General features: G+C 62.4%; 19 protein-coding genes. 11 read left to right on the forward strand and 8 right to left on the reverse strand.

Annotated features, from left to right (window positions below):
• The first annotated feature begins 4 nt into the window (after positions 1 to 4).
• From fabZ to EK373_RS25145, 7 genes are all read left to right on the forward strand, one after another.
• Positions 5 to 496: a 3-hydroxyacyl-ACP dehydratase FabZ gene (fabZ, locus tag EK373_RS25115; protein WP_198683630.1), complete on the forward strand. Its 492-nt coding sequence runs from the start codon at positions 5 to 7 to the stop codon at positions 494 to 496.
• Between the two features lie 11 nt (positions 497 to 507).
• Positions 508 to 1,296: an acyl-ACP--UDP-N-acetylglucosamine O-acyltransferase gene (gene lpxA / locus EK373_RS25120; RefSeq protein WP_129647100.1), complete on the forward strand. Its 789-nt coding sequence runs from the start codon at positions 508 to 510 to the stop codon at positions 1,294 to 1,296.
• A 9-nt stretch (positions 1,297 to 1,305) separates the two neighbouring features.
• Complete coding sequence (gene lpxB, locus EK373_RS25125) at positions 1,306 to 2,493, forward strand: lipid-A-disaccharide synthase (protein ID WP_129647102.1); 1,188 nt, start codon at positions 1,306 to 1,308, stop codon at positions 2,491 to 2,493.
• 9 nt (positions 2,494 to 2,502) lie between these two features.
• Positions 2,503 to 3,198, forward strand: coding sequence for a ribonuclease HII (gene rnhB / locus EK373_RS25130; RefSeq protein ID WP_129647104.1), 696 nt, complete (start codon positions 2,503 to 2,505; stop codon positions 3,196 to 3,198).
• Complete coding sequence (gene dnaE / locus EK373_RS25135) at positions 3,198 to 6,728, forward strand: DNA polymerase III subunit alpha (protein WP_129647106.1); 3,531 nt, start codon at positions 3,198 to 3,200, stop codon at positions 6,726 to 6,728. The genes rnhB and dnaE overlap by 1 nt, the downstream gene beginning before the upstream one ends.
• A gap of 89 nt (positions 6,729 to 6,817) precedes the next feature.
• On the forward strand, positions 6,818 to 7,975 hold the full coding sequence (locus tag EK373_RS25140; protein WP_129647108.1) for an MFS transporter: 1,158 nt from the start codon (positions 6,818 to 6,820) through the stop codon (positions 7,973 to 7,975).
• 322 nt (positions 7,976 to 8,297) lie between these two features.
• Positions 8,298 to 8,759, forward strand: a complete 462-nt coding sequence (locus EK373_RS25145; RefSeq protein ID WP_129647110.1) for a hypothetical protein — start codon at positions 8,298 to 8,300, stop codon at positions 8,757 to 8,759.
• Between the two features lie 82 nt (positions 8,760 to 8,841).
• On the opposite strand, the gene EK373_RS25150 is transcribed toward EK373_RS25145, so the two are convergent.
• Together EK373_RS25150 and EK373_RS25155 are read right to left on the reverse strand one after the other, a co-directional pair.
• Positions 8,842 to 9,429, reverse strand: coding sequence for a YceI family protein (locus tag EK373_RS25150; protein ID WP_129647112.1), 588 nt, complete (start codon positions 9,427 to 9,429; stop codon positions 8,842 to 8,844).
• 48 nt (positions 9,430 to 9,477) lie between these two features.
• Positions 9,478 to 9,855 (reverse strand): translation initiation factor Sui1, encoded by a 378-nt coding sequence (locus tag EK373_RS25155; protein ID WP_129647114.1) that lies wholly within the window; start codon positions 9,853 to 9,855, stop codon positions 9,478 to 9,480.
• A gap of 228 nt (positions 9,856 to 10,083) precedes the next feature.
• Here EK373_RS25155 and EK373_RS25160 point away from each other — a divergent pair, with 228 nt between their 5' ends.
• Entirely contained in the window at positions 10,084 to 10,380 is a 297-nt protein-coding gene (locus EK373_RS25160) for a putative quinol monooxygenase (RefSeq protein ID WP_129647116.1), read from the forward strand.
• Positions 10,381 to 10,393: 13 nt separating this feature from the next.
• On the opposite strand, the gene EK373_RS25165 is transcribed toward EK373_RS25160, so the two are convergent.
• The 4 genes from EK373_RS25165 to EK373_RS25180 all read right to left on the reverse strand — a co-directional run bounded on the left by EK373_RS25165 (position 10,394) and on the right by EK373_RS25180 (position 15,032).
• On the reverse strand, positions 10,394 to 12,004 hold the full coding sequence (locus EK373_RS25165; RefSeq protein WP_129647118.1) for an amidohydrolase family protein: 1,611 nt from the start codon (positions 12,002 to 12,004) through the stop codon (positions 10,394 to 10,396).
• Positions 12,005 to 12,056: 52 nt separating this feature from the next.
• Positions 12,057 to 13,277, reverse strand: a complete 1,221-nt coding sequence (locus EK373_RS25170) for a serine hydrolase domain-containing protein (protein WP_129647120.1) — start codon at positions 13,275 to 13,277, stop codon at positions 12,057 to 12,059.
• 13 nt (positions 13,278 to 13,290) lie between these two features.
• Positions 13,291 to 14,586, reverse strand: a complete 1,296-nt coding sequence (locus EK373_RS25175; RefSeq protein WP_129647122.1) for an MFS transporter — start codon at positions 14,584 to 14,586, stop codon at positions 13,291 to 13,293.
• 164 nt (positions 14,587 to 14,750) lie between these two features.
• Positions 14,751 to 15,032, reverse strand: coding sequence for a hypothetical protein (locus EK373_RS25180; RefSeq protein ID WP_129647124.1), 282 nt, complete (start codon positions 15,030 to 15,032; stop codon positions 14,751 to 14,753).
• A gap of 92 nt (positions 15,033 to 15,124) precedes the next feature.
• Here EK373_RS25180 and EK373_RS25185 point away from each other — a divergent pair, with 92 nt between their 5' ends.
• From EK373_RS25185 to EK373_RS25195, 3 genes are read left to right on the forward strand one after another with little or no spacing between them, the layout of a single operon-like run.
• Positions 15,125 to 15,682: a hypothetical protein gene (locus tag EK373_RS25185; protein WP_129647127.1), complete on the forward strand. Its 558-nt coding sequence runs from the start codon at positions 15,125 to 15,127 to the stop codon at positions 15,680 to 15,682.
• A gap of 27 nt (positions 15,683 to 15,709) precedes the next feature.
• A complete protein-coding gene (locus EK373_RS25190; RefSeq protein WP_129647129.1) occupies positions 15,710 to 16,309 on the forward strand; it encodes a fused MFS/spermidine synthase in 600 nt (199 codons plus the stop codon).
• Positions 16,299 to 17,198, forward strand: a complete 900-nt coding sequence (locus EK373_RS25195; protein WP_129647131.1) for a spermidine synthase — start codon at positions 16,299 to 16,301, stop codon at positions 17,196 to 17,198. The genes EK373_RS25190 and EK373_RS25195 overlap by 11 nt, the downstream gene beginning before the upstream one ends.
• Positions 17,199 to 17,224: 26 nt before the next feature.
• On the opposite strand, the gene EK373_RS25200 is transcribed toward EK373_RS25195, so the two are convergent.
• A complete protein-coding gene (locus EK373_RS25200) occupies positions 17,225 to 17,482 on the reverse strand; it encodes a hypothetical protein (RefSeq protein ID WP_129647133.1) in 258 nt (85 codons plus the stop codon).
• A gap of 8 nt (positions 17,483 to 17,490) precedes the next feature.
• On the reverse strand, positions 17,491 to 17,799 hold the full coding sequence (locus EK373_RS25205) for a DUF883 family protein (RefSeq protein WP_129647135.1): 309 nt from the start codon (positions 17,797 to 17,799) through the stop codon (positions 17,491 to 17,493).
• Between the last annotated feature and the right edge of the window lie 152 nt (positions 17,800 to 17,951).

Here is a 17,951-nt window from a genome sequence, read left to right on the forward strand (position 1 = left end):
TCCGATGACCGATAGCACACCACAGCAAGGCCAGACCGCCGGCGACGTGTTGACCATGGACATTCACGAGGTGATGCGCCGCCTGCCGCACCGCTATCCGTTCCTGTTGGTGGACCGGGTGCTCGAGTGCGTCTCGGGCAAGCACATCCGCGCGCTCAAGAACGTCACCATCAACGAGCCGTTCTTTCCCGGCCACTTCCCGCACCGGCCCGTGTTCCCGGGCGTGATCATTCTCGAGGCGCTGGCCCAGACCGCCGGCATCCTCGCGTTTGTGACCGCCGGCGTGTACCCGGACGAGCACCGTCAGCTGTACTTCGTCGGCATCGACAAGGCGCGCTTCCGCAAGCCGGTCGAACCGGGCGATCAATTGATCCTGAAGGCGACGCTGGAGCGCTCGATCCGCGGCATCTGGAAGTTCTCCACGATCGCCGAGGTCGATGGCCAGGAAGCGTGCAGCGCGGAGATGATGGTTGCCCCCGGCGAAACACGGAAATAAACAGTAGTTGCATGGCTATTCATCCCACAGCGCTGATCGATCCCAGCGCGCAACTCGCGCCGGATGTGCGAGTTGGCGCGTACACCGTCATCGGCGCCGGTGTCGTCATCGGCGCGGGCACCTGGATCGGGCCGCACGTGGTGGTCGACGGCCCGACGACGATCGGCAGCGACAACAAGATTTTTCAGTTCGCCTCGATCGGCGCCGCGCCGCAGGACCTGAAATACAACAATGAGCCGACGCGGCTCGAAATCGGCGACCGCAACACCTTCCGCGAGAACACCACGATCAATCGTGGCACGACCAAAGATCAGCTGGTCACACGCATCGGCAGCGACAATCTGTTCATGACCGGCGCGCACGTCGGCCACGACTGCGTCATCGGCTCTCACTGCGTGCTCGCGAACTACGGCACGCTCGGCGGCCACGTGATCATCGGCGACTGGGTGCACATGGGCGGCTTCGCCGGCATCCATCAGTTCTGCCAGGTCGGCGCGCACGCGTTCATTGCAAACAACACCGCCGTGACACGCGATGTGCCGCCATTCGTGATGGCAGTGGGGCGTCCCGCCGAGCCGCACAGCGTGAATTCGGAAGGACTGAAGCGTCGCGGCTACTCGGCCGAGCAGATCCGAAACATCCGCGATGCCTATCGCATCCTGTATCGCTCGCAACTGAAGCTCATCGAAGCCACCGAGCAGATCGAGCAGCGGGCCAAGAACCAACCCGAGCTGCAGCCGCTGATCGATTTCCTCAACGACTCCACGCCCCGGCGCGAGCGAGTGGGCATCGTCAGGTAACAAGATTAAGTGGCTAATCCCGACGCCGCACCCCTGATCGTTCTGGTAGCCGGCGAGGCATCGGGCGACAACCTCGGTGCTCAACTCATCACAGCGCTGCGCCAGCGGATTCCGCAGGCTCGCTTCGCCGGCATCGCCGGCTCTCGCATGGTCGCCGCAGGCTGCGAGGCCTGGGACCGGATGGAAAATCTATCCGTGATGGGGCTGTTCGAAATCATTCCCCACCTGCCGCGGCTGCTGCGCATTCGTCGCCAATTGATCGACCGCGTGCTGGCCGAGCGGCCCGCCGTCTACGTCGGCGTCGATGCGAAGGAGTTCAATCTGCGCATCGCGCCGCACTTCAAGGAAGCGGGCATTCCCACGGTGCAATACGTCAGCCCTCAGGTCTGGGCCTGGCGGCAGGGGCGCGTGCACACGATCGGCCGGGCCGTGGATCTGGTGCTGTGCCTGTTGCCGTTCGAGAAGCAGTTTTACGACTCGCATTCGGTACACGCCGAGTTCGTCGGCCATCCGCTTGCTGATGTCGTCCCGATGCACCTGAGCGCCGAGACCGCTCGTTATCAGCTCGCGCTGCCCGAGAAGGGCCAGTATGTCGCCGTGTTGCCAGGCAGCCGGCAAGGCGAGGTGTCGCGGCTCAGTCCGGACTTCACTCAGACCATGGCGTGGCTGGTTCGTGAGCGGCCGCAGTTGCGCTTCATCGCGGCGCTCGCCAGCGAGCCGGCGCGACGAATTTTCGAGGAAGCGTTGGAGCGCGCCACAAGCAACACGCCGGCGCTGCTCGACCGGGTCACGCTGATCAACGGCCATGCGCAGACGGTGATGGCGGCCAGCGACGTCGTGTTGCTCGCTTCGGGCACGGCGACCCTGGAAGCAACCCTGGTGAAGCGCCCGATGGTGGTGGCGTATCGTTTAGGGCTGCTGACAAGTTTCCTGCTCAAGCATTTGAAACTCTTCAAGGCGCCGTTCTTCGCACAGCCCAATCTGCTGGCCGGCCGGGAGCTGGTGCCGGAGTTCTTCAACGCCGAGGTTCATGCCGACGTGCTCGGTCCCGCGGTGCTTCAGCAATTGGAGCGTGCCGATCGCGATGAGCTCGTGCAAACTTTCGCTACCATTCACGAGACGCTCCGGCGCGACGCCAGTGCGCGTGCGGCGGACGCGATCGTGGACTTGTTGGTGAAGCGTAGGTTGTCGGTGTAGAAAAAGGCGATGGCAGCATCTCAGCGGGCAGCATCTCAACGGACGATGGCCTTGCCGTTGCAGGCGCCCGGGCTGGTCGCGGGCGTCGACGAGGCTGGTCGTGGACCGCTCGCGGGGCCGGTGGTCGCCGCGGCGGTGATCCTCGATCCGCGTCGTCGCATCCGTGGCATCAAGGATTCCAAACAGCTCGAAGCCGAAGAGCGCGAAGAGCTCGCGATCAAGATTCGCGGCGCAGCGCTGTCCTGGTCGGTGGCCTGGGCCGACGTTGAAGAGATCGATTGCCACAACATCCTGCAGGCCACGCACCTGGCCATGCGTCGTGCGCTCATCGGCTTGCACATCCATCCCGGACACGTGCAGATCGACGGCAATCTGTGTCCGTCGTTCATCGGACTGCCGATGAAGTGCAGCTACGAAGCCATCGTCGATGGCGACGCGCTCAGGACCTGCATCGGCGCAGCCTCGATTCTCGCCAAGGTGGCGCGCGATCGCATGATGGTCGAGCTGGACGCGCTCTATCCCGAGTACGGATTTGCTTCTCACAAGGGCTACAGCACGCCGCAGCACTACAAGGCGCTGAAGCGTCACGGCCCGACGCCGATCCATCGGCGCAGCTTCGAGCCGGTGCGGCTCGCCGGTGAGCGGCGCCTGACGCTGGCCGACATGGGTGAGATGGCGCCCGATGCTGCTGTGGTCGGGCTCTAGTGTCCGCGTTCGTCCATCTACATCTGCACACCGAATACTCGCTGGTCGACAGCGTGGTGCGCATCACCAGCGAAGGCGAGGGCATTCCTGGCCTGATGGATTCGGTCGCGGCCGCGAAGATGCCAGCCGTCGCGCTCACCGATCAGAGCAATCTGTTCGCGATGGTGAAGTTCTACAAGGCGGCGCAGTCCGCCGGCGTGAAGCCCCTCATCGGCGTCGATCTGCGCGTCCATGAGAGCGGCGAGCGGGCGGAACCGTCCTCGTTGGTGCTGCTGTGTCAGACCCCGGTCGGTTACAACAATCTGTCCAAGCTGGTCAGCAAGTCCTATCTGGAAGGTCAGAAGAAGGGCATCGCGACCATCGATCGCAGCTGGCTCAATCCTGAAGACCTCAAGGGGCTGATCGCGCTGTCCGGCGCGCGCGAAGGTGATATTGGCCGCGCCATCCTCAATGGCCGTTTCGACGAAGCCAACAACGCGCTGGATTTCTGGCTCAGCTTGTTTGGCGATCGTTTCTACCTGGAACTGCAGCGCACCGGTCGCGAGGGCGACGAGCGTCACGTGCAGGGCGCACTCGATCTCGCCGTCGAGCGTGGCATTCCGGTGGTTGCGACCAACGATGTGCGCTTCATTCGCAAAGAAGACTTCGAGTCGCACGAGGCGCGCGTCTGCATTCACGACGGCGCATTGCTCGCCGATCCGAAGCGTCGCCGTCGTTACTCCGAGCAGCAATATCTCAAGTCGCCGAAGGAAATGGCGGAGCTGTTCAAGGATGTGCCCGAAGCGCTCGAGAACACGGTCGAAATCGCGCGCCGTTGCAGCCTGGAGCTGAAGCTCGGCAAGAGCGTGCTGCCCAAGTTCCCGACGCCGGGCGACATGCCGGTCGACGATTTCTTGCGTGAGCAATCGCGTAACGGCCTGGCCCAGCGCCTGGTGCAGCTGAAGGCGGCGCCGGTGCAGGGGCGCGTCATTTCGGATGAGGAATACAAGGAACGTCTGGAGATCGAGCTGGGCGTCATCATCCAGATGGGCTTCCCCGGCTACTTCCTGATCGTGGCCGACTTCATCAAGTGGGCGAAAGAGAATGGCGTGCCGGTGGGACCGGGGCGCGGCTCCGGCGCAGGCTCGCTGGTGGCGTTCTGCCTCGGCATCACCGATATCGATCCGCTGCGCTACGACTTGCTGTTCGAACGTTTCTTGAATCCCGAGCGCGTCTCCATGCCCGACTTCGACGTCGACTTCTGCATGGACGGCCGCGATCGCGTGATCGATTACGTCGCGCATCACTACGGCCGCGAGCGTGTTTCGCAAATCATTACGTACGGCACGATGGCGGCGAAGGCCGTGGTGCGCGACGTGGCGCGTGTGTTCGGCCAGAGCTATGGCTTCGCCGACTCCATCGCCAAGCTGATTCCATTCGAGCTGGGCATCACGCTGAAGGACGCGCTCGCGAAGGAAGAAGAGCTGCGGCGTCGATATCAGAACGAAGAGGAGACCCGCGCCATCCTCGACATGGCGATGTCGCTCGAAGGCCTGGTGCGCAATGCCGGCATGCACGCGGGTGGCGTCGTCATTTCGCCGTCCGTGCTCACCGATTTCTCGCCGCTGTTCTGCGACGAGAACGGTCAGAGCGTCGTCACGCAGTTCGACAAGGACGACGTCGAACAAGCGGGCCTGGTGAAGTTCGACTTCCTGGGATTGCGCACGCTGACCATCATCGATTGGGCGCTGAAGGTCATCAATGCGCAACGCGCGGAGAAGGGCGAGCCGCCGCTCGATATCAACGCGCTGCCGATGGATGACGTCGCGACGTTCGACTTGCTGAAGCGCTACGAGACCACCGCCGTATTCCAGCTGGAATCGCGCGGCATGAAGGACTTGATCCGGCGTCTGCAGCCCGACTGCTTCGAAGACATCATCGCACTCGTGGCGCTGTTCCGTCCCGGCCCGCTGGAGTCGGGCATGGTGGACGACTTCATCGCGCGCAAGCGTGGCACCACGACCGGTCCTATCGACTATCTGCATCCCGACCTGAAGCCGGTGCTCGCGCCCACGTACGGCGTCATCTTGTATCAAGAGCAGGTGATGCAGATCGCGCAGGTGCTCGCCGGCTACTCGCTCGGCGGCGCCGACTTGCTCCGACGCGCCATGGGTAAGAAGAAGCCCGAGGAAATGGCCAAGCAACGGACCATTTTCGTGACGGGCGCGACCGCGCGCGGCGTCGATCAGAAGCAAGCCGAGCACATCTTCGACTTGATGGAGAAGTTCGCCGGCTACGGCTTCAACAAGTCGCACTCGGCCGCGTACGCGCTGCTGACGTATCAAACCGCGTGGTTGAAAGCGCACTATCCTGCAGCGTTCATGGCGGCGGTGTTGTCTTCCGATATGGACAAGACCGACAAGGTCGTGACGCTGATCGACGAAGCGCGGCGTATGAAGCTGAAGGTCGAGCCGCCGGATGTGAATTCCTCGCAGTTCATGTTCACCGTATCGAACGATCGCACGATTCGTTATGGCCTCGGCGCGATCAAGGGCGTCGGCCAGAACGTCGTCGACATGCTGGTCGAGGCGCGCAAATCTGAGCCGTATCGCGACCTGCCGGACATGTGCCGTCGCAGTGACGCGAATCGAATGAACCGTCGCGTGCTGGAAGCGTTGATCCGCTCCGGCGCCGTCGACTCGCTTGGCGCCAACCGTGCGACGCTGATGCATTCGCTGCCCTCGGCGATGCAGCTCGCGGATCAAACGATTCGCGCTCGAGCAGTCGGCCAGAACGACATGTTCGGCCTGATGGATACGAGCCCGACGGCGGCCCCCCAAGTCGTTACCGAGGTACTGCCGGACTGGAGCCGGCGCGTGCGCCTGGATGGCGAGCGTGACACGCTGGGCTTGTATCTCACCGGCCATCCGTTCGAGGAGTTCGAGGCGGAGGTGAAGCCCATCACCAGCGGCCGCATCGTCGACCTGACCAGCGATCGTCCTGCGCCCTCGAGCGGCGAGGGCGGCTTCCAACAGTTCAAAGGCAAGCCGGTGACCGTCGGCGGCATGGTGTTCGATGTCGGCAAGCGCGGCCAGCGCGTGATCTTCACGCTCGACGACCGCAGCGGCCGCATGGAAGCGTCCATGTTCGAAGATCAGTGGCAGCAGTACCGCACTGTGATCGCCAAGAGCGCGATCGTGATCGTCGAGGGCCAGCTGCGGTTCGACGAATACATCGAAGGCTGGCGGCTCAACGCCAAGAAGGTCATCGACATCGATCAGGCTCGCGAGCTGCACGGCAAGCGCCTGGCGATCCGCTGGCCGCCCGGGCTCGATGCAGCCGGCCAGCGCGGCTTTCTCAAGCAGCTCGAACAGACGTTGCGCCCGTTCCGTGGCGGTCGCTGCGCAGTCGCGGTTTACTACACCGGTTCCGCTGCGCGAGCCGAGCTGGTGCTGTCTCAAGAATGGCAGGTCAAACCGACACGCGAGCTGACCGAGCGGCTCTCGCAGTTGTGCGGTCACGATGGCTTCAAGCTGATTTACGGTGGTTAGTCGTTGGCGATTGGCTGTTGGTCGGAGATGATGCGCGGGCTAGCGCATCTCCAACCAACTCCTGATCCCCAACCGTCAACCGCTGTTCCGTGCGCCTCTTCGTCCTCATTGCCGGCAACTTCTTCGTCGCCACCAGCTTCCTGAGCGTCGGCGGCCTGCTCAGCGACATTTCGACTTCGCTGCAGATTCCCATCGGGCAGGCGGGTCTGCTGATTGCCGCCTTCGGCATTGCCGCTGCCGTCTGCGCACCGACGCTGGCGACGCTCGGCTCTCGCATCGATCGACGTAAGCTGCTCACCGGTTCGATGGCGATCTGCGCGCTTGCGAACCTGCTGGCTGCGCTCAGTCAAAGCTTCGAGCATTTGATGCTGGCTCGCGTGCTCGCGGCCGTCACTTCGGCCGTCTACACGCCGCAGGTCGCCGCGACATTGAGCATGCTCATGCCGGAGAAGGAGCGGGCGCCGGTGCTGGCGAAGCTGATGATCGGCTGGTCGGTCGGCGCGGTGCTCGGTAATCCCATTTCGGTGTTGATCGCGTCGGTGTCGTCATGGCGCATGTCGTTTGCATTCATCGGCATCGCGAGTGCCGTCATTGCGTTTTTCATCTGGCGCTCGGTGCCGCCGAATGTCATGGTGCCGCCGCTCAACTGGGTACGTTGGTTCCAGGTGCTGCGCTCGCCCGCGCTGCGCTGGCTGACCGCCGCTACAGCGCTCACGAACATGGGCAGCGCCGTGATGATGAGTTACATCGCGCCCATCGTTAAGTCGGTGCAAGGAATTGCGGGGGCGGCGCTGGCGCTGCTGTTGTTCACTGCCGGTGGCGGAGCGCTGCTCGGCAATCTGCTGAGCGTTCGGATGGTGCGGCGGTTCGGTGCGACCCTGGTTGCGTACCGCTGTAACATTTCTTCGGCGACCATGTTGTTGCTGTGGCCGCTGTTTTCGTTCTGGGCCGCGACGATTTATGTCGCCCAGTTCTTATGGAGCCTCGGCAGCTCGGGCTTTCCAGCCGTGCAGCAGGCGCGCCTGGTCGCCGTCGCTCCCATGCTCGCCGCAGCCACCATTGCGCTGAATTCGTCCGTGACTTACCTCGGTATGGCGGTCGGCGCGAGCATCGGCGCCACGGCGTGGACCCTGGTGCCGCCGCGATTCATGTCGTGGGTGGGCTTTGTATTCGTGGTCGGAGCGTTGGCCTGCTCGATTCTGGGTGAGCGCGCCGCGCAGAGAGAAACAGCCGCGTCGTCGAGCTGATTTGGCCTCCGCTATCCATTGTCGAGTCTACGACACCGGTGTCAATGACGCCGCAGTCCCACCTGCGTCTCGCCTCTAACAAAACAGTTATACGTTTTTCAAAAACTGCTGGTATACCGGCGGCGTTGTTTCGACAAATGAGTCGCGCCAACGACATCCATTGGTGGCGAGCTCTGCGAAATACGCTCAATCAGCCGCCGTTCGTGTGGCGATCGAATTATGGCTAATGCCGTGAACCCCGTGCGGGATATGGGGAATGACAGCCACGGAGCGGCTCGAGAGTGTTGTGACTTGGTGTATTCGGGAGTCGAGGGGAGTCGGCATGTCTTTTGTGTCTTCGTCGCGGTACTGGTGGATCGTGGTGGCCAGCCTGGCCTTTCCGCAGCTGTCCAACGCGTGTGTTTGTCAGCCGGCCTCGAAGGTCGATCCTGCGAAGGTGAAAAAATCGGTCGAGTGGCTGCTGACGAACCGGGCGAACGTACTTCGAATCCGTGCGCTTCGCCGCGTCGGCGCCGACAAGGATTTCTCGTTCGAGTTCGCGGTGATCGAGTCCTGGAAGGGCAACTACCAGCCCGGCGATGCTATCGTTGCATCATCGATCGCGTTCGTCGATTGCCGGGAGCCGGTCGCGGTCGGCGATGACCTGGTGGTCAGCTTCAACGACCTCGCCACGGCGAACTTCGCCAAGGAAGTCTGTCCCGACCGCTTCCAGGAGCGACGTCGCGAGCTCGAAGCCGAGTATCTGAAGAAGCTGTCGCCGAAATACAGTGCTACGTCGAGATGACTGAAGGTGTCGCTGATGCTTCCATGACTGGCGTGACAGGTGAGCGCGCGGCGACGAATCGCCGCACGCCAATCGATCGAACTCAGTCGGCCTTCACGGCCTCGACCTGAATCTGCAGCTCGACTTCCTGTTTGAAGCCGTAGCCCTTGCCGTAGTCCACGCCGAACTCTTCACGGTTGATCTTGCCGCTCGCGTCGGCGCCGCAGGTTTCTTTCTTGTTCATCGGGTTCGGCTTGCACAGGAAGCTGTTGATCTTCAGCTTCACCGGCTTGGTCACGCCGTGCAGCGTGAGGCTGCCGTCGATTTCGGTGGGGGCGCCGTTCTTGAAGTTCACCAGCTTGCCGGTGTAGGTCGCGTTCGGGAATTGTTCGACGTTGAAGATCTCCGCCGACTTGGCGTGGGTGTTCATCTTCTCGTGACCGAAGTCGATCGCCGACATGTCCATCTTCACATCGACCGTGCCGGTCTGAGCTTCCTTATCGAGCGTCACAGTGCCGGAGCTGCTGTTGATCTTGCCGCGCCAGTTGGACAAGCCGCCCATGTGGTCGGCGGTGAAGCTCGGGTAGGTGTGATTCGGATCGATGTTGTACTTGACCGGAGCGGCGCTCACGGCGCCTGCAGTCAGCGCGGCGGCTGCGACTGCCAGGGCGAGCAGGGACGATGATTTCATGCAGGTCTCCATTGAAGCTGCCGATCGGGCAGCGGTTGAATCGATGTGCTAGCCGCCGGCGCGCTTGGCTTTGAAGCCCCGCTGCGTCAGCTCCTGAACCAGTTTGTCGCGATGGTCGCCCTGGATTTCGATGCGGCCGTTGTCGACCGCGCCGCCCGAGCCGCATTTCTTCTTCAGCTCGGTGGCCAGGGCCGCGAGCTGATCGGGTGGCAGGCCGAGGCCGGTGATCACAGTGACGCCTTTGCCTTTGCGGCCGGCGGTCTCACGACTGACACGGACGACGCCGTCGCTGGTGGTCTTGCCCGGCGTGCCCTTCTTGCAGACACACTCGCGCACCGGGCGCAGGCAATTCGGGCAGCGCTCGCCGATGCCGGTGGAATAGACGATGCCGCCGCCGTCCGACGGCGCCTTGCGCGTCGAGGTCATGGGGCGAAACAGGGCGCAGTTTTCATGGCGCGAAAGTGTTGCGGCTTTCGCGCGCCGGCGCAACTGCGAGCCTATTCGTTCTCCATGTAAGATCCACGCATAAGTCTTATGCCACGGAGGAATGAAATGGCGCTGGGGCGAAGAACATTCACCGTGGCCATGATGGCAAGCGTCGGCGGCTGTGCGCTACCGACGACAGGCCACAAATCGCAGACAGGAGCAGGACCCATGTTCGGTTTGATTGGCAAGATGACGGCCGCGCCGGGCAAGCGCGAGGAATTGATCGGCTTGCTGCTCGAAGGCACCGAAAGCATGCCGGGGTGCCTGAGCTACATTGTCGCGCGCGATGTGAAAGACGAAACCGCGATCTGGATCACCGAGGTCTGGGACCACAAGGACAGCCACACCGCTTCGCTGAAACTGCCGGCGGTGCAGGCGACCATCGCCAAAGCCCGGCCAATGATCGCGGGCTTCAGCGATGGCGTGACCGTCGAGCCGGTCGGCGGAGTCGGTTTGCCGAAATGAACTGAACGGCCTGCTACGGCTGCGCGAGCTGGGTGACGCCGCGCTTCTGCTTTTCTGCGGCGACCATATCGCGCACGTCTTTCAACAAGCCTCGCGCGTCATACACGATGCCGTCCTTGATCGTGTACTTCACGCCGCCGACGCGATGAGCGCGCCCGTCATCGCCGAGACGAATGTGACCGGTGCCATACATTACTTTGAAGTTGGCGACTGGATTCTCATCGAGCACGGCGAGGTCGGCGAGCTTGCCCGGCTCGACCGAGCCGAGGCGATCTGCCGCGCCGAGCGCCTGCGCGCCGCTGAGTGTCGCCGAACGGAGCACTTCCAATGGATGAAAACCCGCTTCACGCAGCAGCTCCAATTCCTGGATCGTGCCGAAGCCATACAGCTGATAGATGAAGCCCGAGTCCGATCCCACCGTGACTCGACCGCCGCGATTCTTGTAATCGTTCACGAACGCCATCCAGGGGCGGTAGTTATCGCGCCAGGCGACCTCGTCCTCGGTGCCCCAGTCGAAGAAGAAGCTGCCGTGGTTGTCACGATTCGGCGTGTAGAAGTCCCAGAGCTGGGGCAACGTGTACTGCTCGTGCCAGTCGGCGCGACGAGCGCGCATCAAGTCGCGAGACGCAAGATAGATCGTGAATGTCGGATCGATCGTGAAATCGAGCGCCAGCAGCTCCTTGATCACGGCTTCGTATTTTTCGCTGCCGGGCTTGGCGGCCTGGCGCCACAAGCGCCCGGCCTGGGCGAAGCGGTCTTGTTCGTTGAAGTAGTTGTAGTCCGGCGGATAGTGCTGCACGGTGCGGTCGTCGAACAGCGCTTCCGGCAGTCCGTACCAATGTTCCATGGTCGTGAGGCCCCAACGCGCGGTGGTCAGCACGTTCACGCGGCTCACGTCCATCTGCGCATGATGGCAGGCGCTGCGCATGCCTTGTTTCTTCAGCTCGTCGAAGATCGCCTGCAGTACCTCCGGCCGATAACCGAAACATTTCATGCCGACCGCGCCCTTGGCTTTGATGTCGCGCACCCACTTGCGTCCTTCGTCGGCCGTGGTCAGGGGCTTCTCGGGCGTGAGGAAGGCATAGGGGAAGATGCGTGGCGCAGTGATCTCGTTACGTTCGCTACGACGCGTCTCACTGGTGCACCATTCGACGCCGTTGCCGCAGCCGGGATCGCGGATGGTCGTGATGCCGTGGCCCATCCACAGTTTGTATACATACTCCGACGGCACGCCTTGTTCCTTGCCGCCGATGTGACCGTGCATGTCGACGAGGCCGGGCAGAACATAATGGTTGCGCAGATCGAGCTCGCGGCCGCCGGGTTTCAGCTTGGGCCGATTCGGCGGTTCCTTGCTGCCGCCGGGCGAGCCGACCGGAAACACGTCCACGATGCGATTGCCTTCGATGACGATATCGGTCGGGCCGAACGCGGGCGTGCCGGTGCCGTTGATGACAATCGCGCTGCGCAGGATGAGCTGCGAGTAGGGGCCGTCACCCTCGGTGCGTGCCGGTGCGGGCGGCACGACGAATTCAGTCTCGGCCGCGAGGCTCGCGTCGGCTTGCAGGAACAGGCCGAACGAAATCGTTGCCCAGGCCAGCGTGCGGGAAATCGCTTGGAAGCGCATGCGTCGTTCTTCTCCGTGCCGCGAAGCGCGCATCATGCCGCAACGAGCGGGTTCATGTGAACGCCGAATAGACCAGCGTGCGCAATTCTCGACGCAGGTTATAGATCGTCGACGGGATCAACTGGGTCATGAAGATCACGATCAGCTGTTCGCGCGGATCGATCCAGAAGTATGTGCTCGCCATGCCGCCCCAGGAAAAATCGCCCAGGCTGCCGGGAACGAGCGTGCGTGCAGGGTTGGTGGTGACCGCGAAGCCGAGTCCGAAGCCCACGCCCGAATAGCCCGCCTCGCTGAACAGCGAGACCGACATGTCCGGGAGCTCTTTGCCACCGGGCAAATGATTGGCAGTCATGAGCTCGACGGTCTTCGGGCTGAGCAGGCGAGTGCCGTCCAGCACGCCACCGTTCAAGAGCATGCGACAGAAGCGCAGATAATCGGCGGCTGTCGATACGAGGCCGCCGCCACCGGAGATGAATGTTGGCGGCCGCAGGTAACCGCTGCTCGCGGGATCGTCCTGCAATCGCAATCGACCGTTCTTGTCGAGCATGTAGCAGGCAGCAAGCCGCGATGCTTTCGCGGCCGGCACGTAGAAGTCCGTGTCTGCCATGCCAAGTGGCGCGAAGATTCGTTGACGCAGGAAGTCTTCAAACGGCACGCCTGAAATCTTGCCGACGAGATAGCCGAGCACATCGGTGGAAACGGAGTAGTTCCAGACCTCGCCTGGCGAAGCTTCCAGGGGAAACTTCGCCAGACCCTCGATCATCGCCTCAAGGGTGCTCGCGCCGGCGGGATCGCCGAAGCCGAACTTGCGGTACGCGGCATCGACGTTGGTTCGTTGCTGCAAACCATACGTCAGGCCCGAGGTGTGACGGAGCAGGTCGATGATGCGCATCGGCGACTTGGTCGGCCGCGTGCGGAACGTTTCCAGGAAGCCGCCTTCGTACACGCCGAGGTTGCGCCACTGGGGAATGTAACGGTGCACCGGATCGTCGAGGGCGATCAGCCCTTCCTCGACCAGCATCATCAGCGCAACGCTGGTGACCGGCTTGGTCATGGAATAAATGCGGAAGAGTGTGTCCTGGTGCAGCGGCCGACCGCGCTCCAGATCCATCTGCCCCTGTACGCTGAAATGCGCCGTCTGGCCGCGTCGCTCGATGAGCGTCAGCGCGCAGGGCAGGCGTCCCATTTCGACGTAGCGCTGCTGGATGTATCGGTCCAGATACTGCAAGCGGCTGCTCGCGAGGCCGACGGCTTCGGGTGATACCTCGGACATGCCCAATCCTTTGCTAAATGAGTGACTCTCGCTGCGGCTCGCGCATGAAGATATAAACCAGCAGCGAGACGAACACGCAGGCTGTCACGTACCAATAGAACAGCTCTTCGTGGCCAATGTTCTTGAATGCCAGCGCGATCATCTCAGCGGTGCCGCCGAACAGAGAGACCGTGATCGCATACGGCAGGCCCACGCCCAGCGCGCGGATCTCCACCGGAAACAATTCGGCTTTCACCACGGCGCTGATGGAACTGTACAGCGACGAAATCGTCAGCGCGATGAATATCAGGAAGAAAGCCGTCCACGCATCGTGCGCCTGTGACAGCGCCGACAACAGCGGCACCGTCCCAAACAGCGCCAGCACGCCGAACGCGATCAGCATCGGGCGGCGGCCGTAGCGGTCGGACAGCGCGCCCATCAACGGCTGCAGCAGCATGAAAATGAACAGATTCGCGCTCGACACCAGGGTCGATTCGCCTTTGCTCAGGCCGACCGTGTTCACCAGGAACTTCTGCATGTAAGTGGTGAAGGTGTAGAAGAACAGCGTGCCGCCCATGGTCAGCCCGATGACGATGAGCACTTCGCGCGGATGTCGCAGCAGTAGTGTCAGCTGACCGGCCTCGGCGGTTGCGGCTTTTTTCTTGAACGCCTCGGTCTCGAGCAGATTCCGGCGCAGATACAACGCGGCCAGTGCGGCGGCGGCGCCCATGATGAAGGGAATGCGCCAGCCCCAGGCTTCCAGCTGGTGCGCGTCGAGCACGAAGAACTGCAACACCATCAGCACGGCCAGTGCCAGCAGCTGGCCCATGATCAGCGTGACGTAAAGGATGCCTGAATAGAAACCGCGGCTGCCCTTGGTTGCGATCTCGCTCATATAGGTCGCGCTCGTGCCGTACTCACCGCCAACGCTAAAGCCTTGCAGCAGGCGCGCGATCAGGAGCAGGGCCGGCGCGGCGGCGCCAATGGTCTGATAGGTCGGGGTGAGCGCGATGATCAGCGAGCCGAGGCACATCAGCGTGACCGACAAAGTCAGCGCAGCTTTGCGCCCGCGACGGTCTGCATAGCGGCCCAACACCCAGCCTCCGATCGGACGCATCAGGAAGCCCACGGCGAAGATCGCCGCGGTGTTCAGCAATTGCACCGTGCTATCGCTGGTCGGGAAGAAGCTCGGCGCGAAATAAATCGCGAAAGCGGCGTATGTGTACCAGTCGTACCACTCGATGAGGTTGCCGACGGAGCCGCCGAGAATTGCGCGGAGGCGTTGTCTGGCTGTGGTCTCGGCAGCTGCGATCCCCGCGCTATCGTTCACTTTATGGTGTTGTTGGTGGGCCCGCGGCGATGGTGAACGAAGCTGCTGCCAAAGAAAAGCACGCCCATAAAAGGAAGCGGTGGACAACCCAGAATCGCTGGGTCGTCACACCGCTTCGAAATTCACGGCCTGCTAGGCCGACGGAGTCATACCCATCCGTCGGTCTAATGTGCGGGTCGTGAATTCCGAGACGAACCTTCTCTACTAGTGCCTTCTCGCGTCGTCGCGTCGGAGTGGCTGCTCACTTCCGCTGGATCGTGATCCTTGGCGCGTTGCTTGGCTTGCTCCTCGGCGCGACGAATGTCCTGTTCCTCGCTCGGCGATACATTGCCGGCGTTGGCGATTTCCTGCTGACCACGCTCGGACTCGACGAACTCTTTGGTCGCCTTGCGGTAGTTGCGATCGGCGGACTTGTTGCCTTCGCCTTCGTTTCGCGGTGATCCCATGAGTCCTCCTCCAATGCGTCAGCCCGATCTAGAACGTCCGTCGGTCGACTAGGTTCCGGCACGAGGCGGGATGGACGAGGTATGCTGTCAGTGTGTACTGGATACTCGCTACAATTTTCATCCTGATTGCGCTCGCGGTGCCCCGCTATCGCCCCATTGGCGTCATTGGCTGCGTGATCCTCGGTGCGATGCTGACATGGGCCGTGGTTCAACGCTTACGTGTGCCCGTGGACGACGATCGCCCGCAGGTTCAGCAGCGCGGGCGGCCGACATCGCCGGCGGCGGTGTTGCAGATCATCATGCCGGACCAGGTGCGTGTGGATGATCTGACGATGTCGGGCGGCGGGGCGCCTTTCGAGCTGCGAGGCCGGATCGAGAACAAGTCGGACGCGCTGCTCAAGTCGATCACGCTGCTGGTGACGCGTCGAGATTGTTACGAAGGCGCGCTGGATCCGACCGGCTGCGCGGTGGTGTGGCAGGACAAGCACTGGATCTCGATCGTCGTTCCTCCGGGAGAAGCACGCGATTTCTCCAGCCAGGTGTGGATGCGAGGTGCGGCGCCGAGGGTGCGAGGCACGCAAAAGGATTCCTTTGAAATCGTCGCCGCATCGGGTGAAATTCCGCCGCCCGCCAGCAAAGCGGAGCATTGATTCCTTCTTCCAAAAAAGACCGCGGGTATGCAGCTGATACTGAGCTACTTGATCGCAGGCTGGTCCGGATTCTTTGTCATGGCGGTGGAATTGCTCGGCGGGCGCTTGCTCGCGCCGACCTTCGGCAGCAGCATCTACGTGTGGGGCGCCATCATCACGGTGTTCATGCTGGCGTTGTCCATCGGTTATCTGGCCGGCGGCCGGCTGTCGATGAGCGCTCCGTCGGTGCGCAAGCTCGGGCTCATTCTGATCGTCGCCGCGCTCACGGTGTTGCCGCTGTTGCTATTCGCCGTGCCGCTGCTCGACGCGGTGGCCAATGCGATTCCCGATCCCCGCTTCGGCTCGTTGGTGGGCGCGACCGTGTTGTTCTTCATTCCGACGGTGTTCTCGGGGATGATTTCCCCGTACGCAGTGCGCTTGATCGTCCCGGACCGCTCCAGCTCTGGCCGCCACGCCGGCCAGCTGTATTTCGTGTCGACTTTTGGCAGCGCTGCCGGCACGCTGCTGACTTCCTTCTATCTGGTGCTGATCATGGAAGTGAACCACATCCTGCTCGCGCTGATGGCGATTTCCGGCGTCATCGGGGCGGTAGCCTGCCTGGTACGCGGAGAAGCGAATGCGCAGTAGCTGGCAAGCGTTGCTATTGTCGGTCGCTGGCTTGCTCGCGGCCCCTGCGGCGAGCGCCGACAATATGAAGTTATTGCACTCCGAACGTTCGCTATATCGTGAAGTGCTCGTCTACGAGACGGGCGACGTGCGCTGCATCTGCTTCACGCGCTTTTGCCGCATCGGCCGGCAGACCTGTCAGGACGTGAAGCACCCCGACCGCATCGTCATGAACTATCCGCAGATGATGCTGAGCTCTTTGTTCGTGAAGCCGGAGCCGAAGTCAGTGCTCATCATCGGCCTCGGCGGCGGCACGATTCCACGCGCGCTGCACGAGCTGGCGCCCCAGGCCCGCATCGATGTGGTCGAGATCGATCCCGCGGTCGTCAAGGTCGCGCGGCGCTATTTCGATCTCGGTGACAACAGCGCACTGAATGTGATCGAAGCGGACGGTCGCGTGCAGGTGAAGAAGGCGCTGCGCGAGCAGCGCAGCTACGACCTCATCATGCTCGACGCCTTCGACCATGAGTACATTCCCGAGCACCTGCTGACGCGGGAGTTCTTGCAGGAAGTGAAGGCGCTGCTGGCGCCGGGCGGCGTGCTCGCGGCCAACACGTTCTCATCGAGCCGGCTCTACGATCACGAGTCGACGACCTATGCGTCGGTGTTTCCGGAGTTCTTCAATTTGAAGAAGGAGAACCGCGTGATCATCGCGGCCAATGGTCCGTTACCGAGTGCAGATCAGCTGCGGGCCAACAGCAGGCGCTTCGAGCAAGCCTTCGACTCGTTCGGTATCAGCGCGAGCAAGCTATTGCCCTTGTTCTCGCGCAAGCAGGACTGGGAGCGCGGGGCGCGCATCCTTACCGATCAATACTCACCCGCCAACCTGCTCAATCTCGGTAAGAACTGAGCAGGCGCTGCAAGCCCGGCCGCGGCTCAATTGATCGAGCCGCGGGTCCGCTCCAATTCCTGGATGGCGAGCAACACGTCCTGCAGCTGCGGGCGTTCGCCGCCAGCCATGTTCTCATCCTGAGCGACTGACAACAGCTCGGCATCCTTTTTCCACGACTCGAGGATGCGCAACTTCTCGTCGACGTCGAGCTCATTATCTCGAACCACATCGATGGGCTTGCGATATTCCTTGGTGGGATCGCTGATCGCGTCGCATACCTTGCTTTCGTGCGTCTGGCTCATGGAATGCCTCAGTCGCGACGGGCGAGCAGACCGACGACCAGCGCCACGCCGGCGACCGCGCCGATGATGGCCCACGAGTGATCGCGCACATACGCATCCGTGTAGCGGGCGTATTTGCGGACGCGGCGCTGCATCCGACGGTCGTACAAATTATCGAAAGCTCGCTGCACGGTTTTCTGGGTGCGGTAACGCGCTTCTTGAACGCGTTCGTTGGTAACATCCGCCGTGGCGCGCAGCAATTCTTCGGCGTCGCGGGCTACGCACTGCAGATCCTTGCGCAGGTGCCGGATAGGGGAGTCAAAAGCGCCGTTTCGCATTGGGAGACCTCCTCGGACTTCGACAGGTACGGGTAGACTTCAGGCAAGACGTCCGCCCGGTCCGAAAAAACAACGCCATGAATTGCTGGCGGGTTCCGCGTAGGATTTCTGTAAGTTGCAATTGCGTATGCCGACCGGTGTGCATACTTTGC

It is taken from the genome of Peristeroidobacter agariperforans (assembly GCF_004138335.1).
Taxonomy (GTDB): Bacteria; Pseudomonadota; Gammaproteobacteria; order Steroidobacterales; family Steroidobacteraceae; genus Steroidobacter; species Steroidobacter agariperforans.

Bases quoted from the DNA above. Each gene is read 5' to 3' on its own strand.
- fabZ (WP_198683630.1), top strand. From the start codon at position 5: ATGACCGATAGCACACCACAGCAAGGCCAGACCGCCGGCGACGTGTTG.
- EK373_RS25190 (WP_129647129.1), top strand. From the start codon at position 15,710: ATGCAGCTGATACTGAGCTACTTGATCGCAGGCTGGTCCGGATTCTTT.
- EK373_RS25160 (WP_129647116.1), top strand. From the start codon at position 10,084: ATGTTCGGTTTGATTGGCAAGATGACGGCCGCGCCGGGCAAGCGCGAG.
- EK373_RS25150 (WP_129647112.1), bottom strand. From the start codon at position 9,429: ATGAAATCATCGTCCCTGCTCGCCCTGGCAGTCGCAGCCGCCGCGCTG.
- EK373_RS25165 (WP_129647118.1), bottom strand. From the start codon at position 12,004: ATGCGCTTCCAAGCGATTTCCCGCACGCTGGCCTGGGCAACGATTTCG.
- EK373_RS25200 (WP_129647133.1), bottom strand. From the start codon at position 17,482: ATGAGCCAGACGCACGAAAGCAAGGTATGCGACGCGATCAGCGATCCC.
- rnhB (WP_129647104.1), top strand. From the start codon at position 2,503: ATGGCAGCATCTCAGCGGGCAGCATCTCAACGGACGATGGCCTTGCCG.
- lpxA (WP_129647100.1), top strand. From the start codon at position 508: ATGGCTATTCATCCCACAGCGCTGATCGATCCCAGCGCGCAACTCGCG.
- EK373_RS25145 (WP_129647110.1), top strand. From the start codon at position 8,298: ATGTCTTTTGTGTCTTCGTCGCGGTACTGGTGGATCGTGGTGGCCAGC.
- EK373_RS25205 (WP_129647135.1), bottom strand. From the start codon at position 17,799: ATGCGAAACGGCGCTTTTGACTCCCCTATCCGGCACCTGCGCAAGGAT.
- EK373_RS25155 (WP_129647114.1), bottom strand. From the start codon at position 9,855: ATGACCTCGACGCGCAAGGCGCCGTCGGACGGCGGCGGCATCGTCTAT.
- EK373_RS25170 (WP_129647120.1), bottom strand. From the start codon at position 13,277: ATGTCCGAGGTATCACCCGAAGCCGTCGGCCTCGCGAGCAGCCGCTTG.
- EK373_RS25180 (WP_129647124.1), bottom strand. From the start codon at position 15,032: ATGGGATCACCGCGAAACGAAGGCGAAGGCAACAAGTCCGCCGATCGC.
- EK373_RS25195 (WP_129647131.1), top strand. From the start codon at position 16,299: ATGCGCAGTAGCTGGCAAGCGTTGCTATTGTCGGTCGCTGGCTTGCTC.